The sequence below is a fragment of the Sodalis-like endosymbiont of Proechinophthirus fluctus genome (assembly GCF_001602625.1).
GTDB lineage: Bacteria > Pseudomonadota > Gammaproteobacteria > Enterobacterales > Enterobacteriaceae.
Map to the genome: position 1 here is coordinate 847 of NZ_LECR01000047.1, position 10,443 is coordinate 11,289.

General features: G+C 48.2%; 11 protein-coding genes and 4 pseudogenes. 7 read left to right on the plus strand and 8 right to left on the minus strand.

All coding sequences use genetic code 11. From position 1 onward, the window contains the following. The 3 genes and pseudogenes from BG74_RS05505 to panD form a co-directional block, all read left to right on the plus strand. The coding region (locus BG74_RS05505; RefSeq protein ID WP_187202679.1) for a 3-methyl-2-oxobutanoate hydroxymethyltransferase at positions 1 to 267 on the plus strand (267 nt) is incomplete at its 5' end. Positions 268 to 281: 14 nt separating this feature from the next. Beyond that, positions 282 to 1,136, plus strand: coding sequence for a pantoate--beta-alanine ligase (gene panC, locus BG74_RS05510; protein WP_066597203.1), 855 nt, complete (start codon positions 282 to 284; stop codon positions 1,134 to 1,136). A gap of 20 nt (positions 1,137 to 1,156) precedes the next feature. Continuing rightward, positions 1,157 to 1,572: pseudogene (gene panD / locus BG74_RS17030) on the plus strand (aspartate 1-decarboxylase). Here panD and BG74_RS05515 read toward each other — a convergent pair. Together BG74_RS05515 and BG74_RS05520 are read right to left on the minus strand one after the other, a co-directional pair. Continuing rightward, positions 1,569 to 2,273 (minus strand): annotated as a pseudogene (locus tag BG74_RS05515) (ABC transporter permease). The pseudogenes panD and BG74_RS05515 sit on opposite strands and share 4 nt — an antisense overlap. A gap of 75 nt (positions 2,274 to 2,348) precedes the next feature. Further along, a pseudogene (locus BG74_RS05520) lies at positions 2,349 to 2,632 on the minus strand (ATP-binding cassette domain-containing protein); the annotation flags it as partial. 137 nt (positions 2,633 to 2,769) lie between these two features. Here BG74_RS05520 and can point away from each other — a divergent pair. Further along, positions 2,770 to 3,464 (plus strand): annotated as a pseudogene (gene can, locus BG74_RS13305) (carbonate dehydratase). Positions 3,465 to 5,159: 1,695 nt separating this feature from the next. On the opposite strand, the gene hpt reads toward can, so the two are convergent. The 3 genes from hpt to BG74_RS19645 all read right to left on the minus strand — a co-directional run bounded on the left by hpt (position 5,160) and on the right by BG74_RS19645 (position 6,807). After that, positions 5,160 to 5,702, minus strand: a complete 543-nt coding sequence (gene hpt / locus BG74_RS05535; protein ID WP_066597164.1) for a hypoxanthine phosphoribosyltransferase — start codon at positions 5,700 to 5,702, stop codon at positions 5,160 to 5,162. 457 nt (positions 5,703 to 6,159) lie between these two features. Continuing rightward, entirely contained in the window at positions 6,160 to 6,411 is a 252-nt protein-coding gene (locus BG74_RS05540) for a hypothetical protein (RefSeq protein ID WP_066597167.1), read from the minus strand. Between the two features lie 15 nt (positions 6,412 to 6,426). Continuing rightward, positions 6,427 to 6,807: a hypothetical protein gene (locus tag BG74_RS19645; protein WP_369678518.1), complete on the minus strand. Its 381-nt coding sequence runs from the start codon at positions 6,805 to 6,807 to the stop codon at positions 6,427 to 6,429. A gap of 650 nt (positions 6,808 to 7,457) precedes the next feature. Here BG74_RS19645 and speE point away from each other — a divergent pair. Beyond that, positions 7,458 to 8,321, plus strand: coding sequence for a polyamine aminopropyltransferase (gene speE / locus BG74_RS05545; protein ID WP_066597169.1), 864 nt, complete (start codon positions 7,458 to 7,460; stop codon positions 8,319 to 8,321). 28 nt (positions 8,322 to 8,349) lie between these two features. Beyond that, positions 8,350 to 9,144, plus strand: coding sequence for an adenosylmethionine decarboxylase (gene speD / locus BG74_RS05550; protein WP_066597171.1), 795 nt, complete (start codon positions 8,350 to 8,352; stop codon positions 9,142 to 9,144). A 299-nt stretch (positions 9,145 to 9,443) separates the two neighbouring features. On the opposite strand, the gene BG74_RS19650 is transcribed toward speD, so the two are convergent. Together BG74_RS19650 and BG74_RS13320 are read right to left on the minus strand one after the other, a co-directional pair. Continuing rightward, positions 9,444 to 9,512, minus strand: a complete 69-nt coding sequence (locus tag BG74_RS19650; protein WP_187202688.1) for a hypothetical protein — start codon at positions 9,510 to 9,512, stop codon at positions 9,444 to 9,446. A gap of 2 nt (positions 9,513 to 9,514) precedes the next feature. After that, entirely contained in the window at positions 9,515 to 9,727 is a 213-nt protein-coding gene (locus tag BG74_RS13320; RefSeq protein ID WP_187202681.1) for a hypothetical protein, read from the minus strand. Between the two features lie 100 nt (positions 9,728 to 9,827). Here BG74_RS13320 and BG74_RS13325 point away from each other — a divergent pair, with 100 nt between their 5' ends. Beyond that, complete coding sequence (locus BG74_RS13325) at positions 9,828 to 10,067, plus strand: hypothetical protein (RefSeq protein WP_187202682.1); 240 nt, start codon at positions 9,828 to 9,830, stop codon at positions 10,065 to 10,067. On the opposite strand, the gene BG74_RS17035 is transcribed toward BG74_RS13325, so the two are convergent. Then, positions 10,040 to 10,443: aconitase family protein (locus BG74_RS17035; protein ID WP_244267333.1), on the minus strand; the 404-nt coding region annotated here is incomplete at its 5' end. The two genes, BG74_RS13325 and BG74_RS17035, sit on opposite strands and share 28 nt — an antisense overlap.

Here is a 10,443-nt window from a genome sequence, read left to right on the forward strand (position 1 = left end):
TTGCTGGTGCTGGAATGTGTGCCGGTGGCGCTGGCGGAACGTATCACCCAGGAGTTGGGCATCCCGGTTATTGGTATCGGTGCCGGCAGTGTTACTGACGGCCAGATCCTAGTCATGCAGGACGCGCTCGGCATAACCGGAGATAGCGCGCCCTCCTTCACTAAGAATTTTCTCTCGGCAAACGGGGATATTGCCGCAGCCGTGCGCCGCTATGTGCAAGAGGTTGAAGCCGGGCACTTTCCAGCCGCCGAACACAGCTTTCACTAATGAAGGAGACTCCTGTGCTGATTATCGAAACGCCGCCGTCGCTGCGTCAGACGGTTAAACAGTGGCGTCAAGAACATAAACGCATCGCCCTCATTCCGACAATGGGCAATTTGCATGAAGGACATATGTCGCTGATTGATGTCGGGCGAACCCATGCGGATAAAGTTGTGGTGAGCGTTTTCGTCAATCTAATGCAGTTCGACCGACAGGAAGATCTGGCGGCTTATCCGCGCACGCTGGAAGAGGACTGCGAAAAGTTGACCCGGCGCGGCGTGGACATGGTATTTGCTCCGACGACTGCGGTGATTTATACAGACAGTCTGGCCATACAGACCTTTGTTGATGTGCCGCGCTTCGCCAATATCCTGGAAGGAGAAAACCGTCCGGGCCATTTCCGAGGCGTGGCCACGATTGTCAGCAAACTGTTTAATCTGGTACAACCGGACGTGGCCTGCTTTGGCGAAAAGGACTTTCAGCAATTGGCGCTTATTCGTCAACTGGTGCGGGACATGAACTATGATATCGACATTATCGGCGTACCGACAGTGCGCGCTGCCGATGGTCTGGCGCTCAGTTCGCGTAACAGTTACCTGAGCGCCGAAGAGCGCCGTCTGGCGCCGCAGCTCAACCAGGTGCTTACGCGGCTGGTAGCGCAGATGCGCGCCGGGAATCGCCATACCGACGGTCTGCTAGCAGCTGCTGTGGAGCAACTGCTACAGGCCGGTCTGACACCAGATATTCTGGTTATTCGCGACGCCGAAACCCTGCAGCCATTGACGATTGATAGCCAGCGGGCAGTGGTGTTATTCACTGCCTGGTTGGGTAAGGTTAGGCTAATCGATAATGCGCAAGTAGATCTCATTTCATAATGATAAGAAGGCTTAAGCTCATGCAACGCACCATGTTACGAGGCAAGTTGCACCGGGCGCATGTTACCCAGGCGGATAGATCTCCATTACGAAGACTTCTTCGCCATCGATCAGGGCTTTCTCGATGTGGCGGGGATCTTGGAGTATGAAAAGCGATTTACATCTATAACGTCGATAACGGCCGACGTTTCTCCCTCTATGCGATTACCGATGAACAGCGGATCGCGCATCATTTCGGTGAACTGCGCTGCTGCGCCCCCGCTTCGACGATCTGCTGATTATCTTCGCCTATATGCAAATGCTGGATGAAGAGGCGCTTCACCACGCCCCGAAGCTCGCCTATTTCGACGAGCACAATAAATTGCAGCGCATCGCCAAAGCGCTACTACCACTGGTGCAATGTGACATGAGCTCAGTACGACGAAGCATAAATTAGGTGCGCAGGCCGAGTCCGCTCTGGATATGCTTCCAGCACAGAAGACAAAACACCACGGTGAAGGCCACTAACACCGCAAGCTTAAAGCGCTAGCGACACATAGTCAATTCCCAAAAGCTATAGCGGAAGTCGCTAACCATAATAGACCACCGGGTTTAGCCGCAACACCACCTGCCAAAAAGGCAGCAACAGCGACAGTGAGTAGAACCCTGCCCAGATAGGTCAGTGGCGTTAGCACGAAGGTCGGGTTAACACGAAGGTCGAGATAATACTAATGTCGTCGACACTCTCAGCGAATACGGCATTGAGCAATCTCGCCAGCGAAAACAGCACCGCCATAAAGAATAGCGACACCACGGTCACCAGAATACCGATGCAAATCACGCGCGGCCACCCCGCAGCTGACATGGTCCGCGATGATTACATGGATCAGGGTAGTGCTACTAGAGGCTCTTCGATATTGCGATGAAATTTGGTGTTGAAGAACGACGATAGGACTTCGGTGTAGGTGTTGGTAATCACGGCCACTATAATCAGGAACGGCACGATAAACTGTATGTATAATGACCGTGCATGGCGCCAATTTGCGATCTGATGAGATTGCTGAAAATGATAAAATACAGCGTGATGGTAATCACCGGTGACACTAGGGTTTGTATAAAGATCCTGTATAAGCTGTTTATATATTTAATAAATATAATTTTTAATACTACCCAATATAGTTGGCGAAGACACCCGCCGCGCTTGCCGCGGCCTGCTGGTGCTCCACGCCGTAGTTGATGAGCTACGATTTGATAGATGGTTTCAAACAGGTTGAAATTACACTCCTGCGGCACCAGACCAATCATCTAGCGTCTCGCATTGACGATGTCCTTATCGATATCGTAGATGAACACTTTTGCTTTATCAGCAGTCTTGTTCACCAGAACACTGATGATACTGATAGTGGTGGATTGTCTCGCCCCATTGTGGGTCCAATCAGCACATAGAAATTGCCGGCTTCCAGGTTCAGATAGATCCCTTTTAGAACCTGTACGCTTCCTGCGTAGGTCTTGGTCAACTACTCCAACTCCAATGCATATCATTTGTGACGAGTTACTTTATTCTAAACGGTTTTCAGGAACTGATTTTAAAACACCAACACTTGGCCTATGGCCTATATTAAATTACATTACGACAGCTTTACGGGCTATTAACATCGATGAAAGACATTTCAGCCTCAGTAACAACCAGGATTGCTCTAGGCTTCTGTATGAAGAGGATCCTGGCTTCTTTGAGAGGCTGTCGCTGGCGCAAAAGCCACGCTTTTTGTGAACTGGCTGTTCCGACAGCCGTGTCTCGGCGGAAAGATTGACCGGGCTGGAGCCGGGAGAGCTGTTTGTGCAACGCAATGTGGCCAACCTGGTTATTCATACCCCGATCTCAATTACCTGTCGGTCGTGCAATATTCGGTCGACATACTGTAGGTCGAACATATTATCATCTACGTCCAATTACTACGGCGGCTGCTGAGGCATGCAAGCGACTATCGACAATCACGAACTGGGGCTTATCGACAACTATCTGCTGCATCTCCTTGATTTATAGTACAAGATTTGTGGTACAAATAGTTCACTGCTGGGTAAGCTTCATCCCGAGGACCGCGCCAACATCCTCAGCGAGATTAGTTAGTGTACGAGATTAGTGTAATTGAGCAGGTATATAACCTGAGACAATTCAACCATTATGCGCTCTGCCTGGAAATAAGGCTAGAAGGTGACTGTCTACGACTAGGTATACGCCATTCACGAGGGACCACCCGCGATCTGGAACTTACCGCTACCAGCCACGAGACGCTGGAACAGCGTTATCTTCAGGGAATAACTACAATGCTGCAGCGATACGGCAGTTAATTCAACTGACGTCCGTTTATCGACAGATGTTCACTTAACCGACAGTTGTCCTTTTTAACCGACACAACAGACCTGCATCCGCTTAACCCATTGATATTCATTTAACCCATTAGTGTCCACTGAACCTATTTACGTCTACTTAACCAATCAGTGTTTGCGTTGTAGCTTGGAATCCTGTTATCGCTCCGGCCAATGGCTACTTTCCACCCCACATCCAAGCGATCCTGTACACCACACGCGGTCTTTAACTACACAAACCCTGTTGGAGATGAAGTTTGTCCTCTCCCCCAGGTCGACATTGTTAACACGGCAATCATTTATTGCGGTAGTTTCGATAGTAATGTTCATTGTATTTTTAGATATGGGAAACGTTTTTAAGATACCGTTGTCTATTCAGCAAAAAGCTCCACTATTAAGATAAGGAACTTTGCTTTATCCCTTTGTACCTTCAACTGCGTTAAGTGTTAGTGCAGATTGGTAGGATGTTCACAAGTGACAAGCATAAAAATATAAATAATCTACCACTTGAAATACTCGAGTATATATTTAAATATATTGGTAAGGACAAATTCAACACGCGTTTAATCTGTCATGCATTCAATAATATTGTTGATGAAATTATTACTGAATATAAATTGGTTAAGATCGAGTATAGTGAAATCATGATTGAATCAGGATTTAATGCAAAATTAGTTAATGAACTTATAAAATAAATTGAAGAAGACAAAAGATTTTTTAAAAAATTGTAGAGCTCCGCATGAAGCAGGATTTGATGTGAGTCATATATTTTTTTTGCTAAAAAAGAAGATAATATAATAAAATTATTATTAAATTATTTTGTAATTTTACATGAGATAGAGGCTGGCATAGAGTATATTTATTACCTTACTACCCAGGACACAGGGATACAAACTTTATAGTAGAAAACGGAAATGTACTGCTTAGAATAGGGTTCATTCTATTTCACGCTCATACTTTATCGAAAAAGTATTGAAGCACATATTTTATATTGGATACCTAGCTAAACGTGACGTACGTGAGCAGAATTTTATATTGAAAAATGTTAATTATCTCCATGACGATGGAGTTTAACACGGAATTTATTTTTACTTTTGCTCATCTAGAAGAGAAAGGATGATATTTTATATTAGCTGAACGGAGTAAAGAGCTTGGTAGATACTTTAGCAAGATAAATATTAACCTCTAAATTACCGTTGCCGATATTTCTAAATAAGCAGCTTCGTGGCAACTAACCTAAGAATGACAGAAAATATATTTCTGATTACTAACATGATATGTATAGGGTTATAAATTAAATTGCTTAGAATGTTCACTCTATGAGAGAATTTGACGCACAATCGGGAGTCATGGTATTCCCAGTGCCTGTTTTAGCATGAGATTCTTATGTCAAACATAATCTGTGGTTTTAGATAGACAGGATATTGTGATTTTTATTGTGGCAACAGCATATACCATGAAGTAACAGCATAAATCTTTCCATACCACAAAGCTTCAGTGATGATTTTAATTAACCCGTACCCAGCGCATCCAGCTGAGTACGGGGTTTAAAGAGATCTATTTTCTATTCCAACCCACTTAAAGGTAAATCTCTTAGCCGCTTTCCATAGACTTGCCGTGCCTCACCTCTGTGGTCTTACTTCCCCAGACGCCAATATTCCTGGACAACCTATCGACTTAGGCGGATTCTACAGGCGTCACAACTTTGCCGATATAGGGTAAGTGTCGGTAACGCTGGGCATAATCGATACCGTAGCCGACAACAAATTCATCGGGAATGGTAAATCCTACCCACTCTACCGTTACCTTGACTTCCCGACGGTCTGGTTTATCGAGCAGCGTGCAAATAGCGAGGGATTTTGGCTGGCGCAAGGCGAGGATCTCGCGAACCCTACTCAGGGTATTGCCAGAATCGATGATATCTTCGACAATTAATACATCCTTGCCGCGGATATCCTCATCAAGATCTTTCAGGATTTTCACATCGCGGCTTGAGCTCATACCACTGCCGTAGCTAGAAGCGGTCATGAAATCCACTTCATGCGCCAAGGTAACCGCGCGGCAAAGGTCTGCCATAAACATGAACGATCCCCGTAATAAACCTACCAGCACCATTTCACTGCCACTATCGCGATAATGTTCGCTGATGGACTGCCCCAGTTCGGCGATGCACTTAGCGATCTCTTGTTCGGAGATTATGACTTCCACATGATGTTTCATAAATTATCTACTCCACTGATATTATTCAGTTAAAATCCTAGCAGACGTACATGAATACCCGTTATTGCCACAGAGATTGCTCTACGGAATCTTGCACAATCAGGCACAACGCATTGCAGCTTCAAGCACTGCGAGGGGAGTTAACGTCGGAGGTGAGGGCGTGAAGGTCGTGGCGAATATGAGCACATTACCGACTTATTCGGTTGAAGGCACTAATAACCCACATATGGACGCCTTTATTTATTCGCACTACCCCCAGCTAGAGACAGTGGTCAGTCTTAATCGTATCTGATGCCCTTTCGCCTATCACCACGCATGGCGTCATGGTATTGCCGCTAGGGAAATTAGGCAAGGCGAGGCGTAACCTATCGATGCCGTTAGCGGCAGTTCCACCACCGATATTGCGTCTCGTCCTGTATTAGCCGTGCAGAGCTGGTGCCAGTAGTTCACCGCCGAATTACGCATATAGGCCTTCATCTCCTGGGGACTGAGATTGCCCCGGTAATGACTCTCCATTGACCAAGCTATGAAAGACGGGGAAGTTGCCAAGCTCGCAGCAATGCTCGATGTTGGCAAACAACATCCTGAAATAGTCGGGATGCGACAGCATATTGGCCTCTATGCGTATCGGGATCATCCACATCATGGCCAGAAAGCAGTCGTGGCCGTCGACTTTTTGGGTAGCAAGGCCCGGGTGAACATCGTTCATCCATGCGCGCCCCTCCTAGGGCCTCTGTTTCCGCACTCGGCGCGGGGAAACTCGACCGGGCAATGAAACGTATCTGGGCGCACTCGGCTGGCATAAATTTTCCAATATAAAGTGGCTTCGGAACTGCCATGCCATATCGGCTGCGGCATGTGATACAGCTATAAGGAGACGTGGTTCTAGTGATTCTGGGCCCACGGCCCACACCCGGTAAATGCTACACCACCGGGATGCCGTGCCGCTGGCAACCCGTCCTGCCAGACCGATGCCGGAATGCATCAAGACCTTGGGCATATGAATCGCTCCCAGTGAAAGAGTGACTTCATACTCAGCCATGTAGTGACGCATCGCCGCCGCCTGGACCACCTCCACGCCTACCACTATCTTGTCCTGAAAGATTAAGCTTGCTTACCATGGTCCATATTAATACCGTTAGATTGAGCCGGCCCATGAATGGATACACATAAGAACAGAAGATTGAGGAACACCACCCACTGCTTGAAGGATTACTGTCCATGGTCCGGTGATGCACCATTGAGACCGTGAACGACGTTTACGCGACCGCTTTTGCCATCGGCTCTGCTGGTATTGGTGGTCGATCGGGTGGACGCACGCTGGCGGACGAGCGCGGAGCGGCATTCTATACTGTCTCACTATCTCATCTGTGGGTTCATCCCGCCCTGGGACAGACGCGTCTGATGGCCGCGGGCGACACAGACGCCATGGTAAATAGACGCAAATCGCCCCTGCCATTGAATTTTCACCCAACAAAACCGCCGGGATCTAAGCAATTACGCCTCCTATGTGATAGAATTACGCCTCCTATGTGATAGATAGGAGAGCTCTGGGCGGAAGACAGCTACCGTAACTTACCGTCGGCGAAAAAATGCGAATCGCTGGCGACTCTAACTCTCTTGGTTTACTCGCCTACGCCAAATAATACGCTCTCAAAGCCCCTTTGTACGAAATTTGACCGTGCAACCGCAGGCAGAGTTAGCTATCATGTTGCGCTGTTTTTTCATGGCGGACTTGCCAAGGAGCAGCCAGACATGTCTAACCAAGAAACCTGGCACGAAACGTTACACGACCATTTCGGCCAATATTTTACCGTGGATAACGTCCTATACCAGGAAACTACTGGCCAGCAGGATTTGGTAATATTTGAAAATGCCGCGATGGGCCGGGTCATGGCGCTGGACGGCATAGTGCAGACCACCGAGCGCGATGAGTTTATCTATCATGAGATGATGGCCCATGTGCCGCTTATCGCCCATGGAAACGCCAAAAAAGTGCTCATCATAGGCGGCGGCGACGGTGGGATACTGCGTGAAGTCAGCCGTCATCCCGGCGTAGATCAAATAACCATAGCTGAGATCGATGCCGCCGTGGTGACCTTCTGCAAAAAATATTTGCCGCGCCACAACGCAGGCGCGTTTGACGACCCGCGTTTTACGCTGGTGATTGCCGACGGTGTAGATTTTATTTCCCAAAGCAGCGAGAAATTCGATGTCATCATTTCAGACTGCACCGATCCAATAGGGCCGGGAAAAAGCCTGTTTACCTCTGATTTCTATCAGGGTTGCGCGCGCTGTCTTAACCAAGATGGCATTTTTGTCGCGCAAAACGGCGTGTGTTTTTTACAGCAGGATGAAGCGGTCAATAGCCACCTGAAACTCCGTCACCATTTTAGCGACGTCAGCTTTTATCAGGCAGCGGTGCCGACCTATTATGGCGGTATCATGACCTTCGCCTGGGCCAGCCAAAATCCGGCGTTACGCCATCTCGATACCGCGACCCTGGCGGCATGTATCGACAAGACTGAGCTGATCTGTCGCTACTATAATGCGGCGATCCATAACGGCAGCTTCGCCCTGCCGCAATATTTGTTGAATGCCTTATCAGTTTCTCGCTGAAACAGTATTTATAAGAGGGTGAACCAAATTGCAAAAGCTAAAACTACACGGCTTTAATAACCTGACTAAGAGCCTTAGTTTTTGTATTTACAATATTTATTATGCTAAAAAGGCGGACGATCGTGACGGCTATATAGCCTACATTGACGAACAATATAACGCCAATCGTCTGACGGAAATTCTCAGCGAAACCTGCTCCATGATAGGCGCCAATATTCTTAACATTGCTCACCAAGATTACGAGCCGCAGGGCGCGAGCGTGACCATACTGGTTAGTGAGGAGCCGGTCGACCCCAGCAACGTTGACACGTCAGAATATCCCGGGCTGCTCCCGGAATCAGTGGTGGCGCATCTGGATAAAAGCCATGTTTGTATGCATACCTACCCGGAATGCCATCCAGAGGGCAGCCTGTGCACATTCCGCGCCGATATAGAAATATCGACCTGCGGCGTCATCTCCCCGCTAAAGGCGCTTAATTACCTAATCTATCAGTTTGAGTCGGATATTGTCACCATGGATTACCGCGTGCGTGGCTTTACCCGCGACATCAACGGGGTAAAACATTATATCGACCATGAGATTAACTCGATTCAGAATTTTATGTCTAACGATATGAAAGCAATGTATCACATGATGGATATCAATGTGTATCAGGAGAACATTTTTCACACTAAGATGATGCTGAAAAATTTCGATCTGAAACATTATCTTTTCAATACCCAACTGGATGATCTCAGAGCGGATGAGCGCAAAGCGATTACCAATCTACTTTACAAAGAGATGCAGGAAATTTATTACGGACGCAACCTGTCCGTAATGTAACTCCTGGCCTTGCCGGCAACATTGGCCGATCAGTCCAAGACAATCAGCGCGCGGAACTCGGCAAGTCCGGGCCTTTCGCCCAAAAAAAGCGGCCAGCTTCTATGCTACGGCGACGCTATCCTCAAATTAGAGCAGGCCGTGCGCTTCTGCAAACGCTCTTCATAGCGATGCTAGACCCACTGCAAAGCCGTGTGCCCGGGAGAGCGACTGGCAAGCAGCGGGGAAGCTAGGCAAGCCAAGGGAAAGTCAAGCAAGCTGGTAGAGTCAGGGGAGAGGAGAGCAACCACGGCCCCCACTCTTCATCCGCCGGTATTAATAAACTGGCGATACCGCTTCAGCATCATCAGAAAATCGTCGCTGCCGCACAACGCTAGGTTTTCTTCATTGTAGTAACACTGAGCCCCTCTTCCAGGTCATCAAACTTAACTAACATGCTATTGGCGCACAATGACCTATTCAGCGTCAATGAGCACAGGGTATATTCATGGCGGATATGTTGTACCACTGAGCCTCTAGGGGAAAGCCCGGACAGGCTATGTAAATGCTGCTCCACATCCGCCAGAGGCGCCATATCGTCCTTCACTTTGTCATTCAGTCAATGACCAACGGAGAATTTGATGATGACTTGACCGGCGGGTATCCGTAAAACTTGTAGTCCATCGTTACCGTCCACCCAATCAGGGGTGCTGTACCATATTTTTTGGAAAATAGTGGTGGAAGACAATGGGATTTTACGCGTCTATTCTACGCCTACCAAAGCCTGCATCACTCCTTATCCGCCGGTGCATGCGATAAACCCAGCACGCACTCTGGGTGCAACGAAAAAAAGCGCTCGTCAACGACTGGCGATAGTGGACTTGCTTAGTGCCCAGCGGCACTGTGACACGCAGGCGGATCAGACCACAGTTTGGAAAATGACCTGATCGGCTTTATCGGTATATTCGCTGAGACGGTCGAAATTCAAATAACGGTAGGTATCTACTGCCGTCTGATCCACCAACGCCATCGCCTGCAAATATTCCTCTACCGTCGGCAGACGGCCAAGCAGCGAGGTGACCGCCGCCAGCTCTGCAGAGGCCAGATAGACGTCGGTGCTATTACCTAAACGGTTCGGAAAATTACGGGTAGAGGTAGATAAGACCGTCGCGCCATCTGTTACCCGCGCCTGGTTACCCATGCACAGCGAGCAACCTGGGATTTCCATACGCGCTCCGCTTTTATCAAAGATGCTATAGTAGCTCTCTTTGGTAAGCTGGGCGGCATCCATTTTGGTTGGTGGCGCGATCCACAAGCGGGTCG

Bases quoted from the DNA above. Each gene is read 5' to 3' on its own strand.
- hpt (WP_066597164.1), bottom strand. From the start codon at position 5,702: ATGAAACATCATGTGGAAGTCATAATCTCCGAACAAGAGATCGCTAAG.
- BG74_RS05540 (WP_066597167.1), bottom strand. From the start codon at position 6,411: ATGAACGATGTTCACCCGGGCCTTGCTACCCAAAAAGTCGACGGCCAC.
- speE (WP_066597169.1), top strand. From the start codon at position 7,458: ATGTCTAACCAAGAAACCTGGCACGAAACGTTACACGACCATTTCGGC.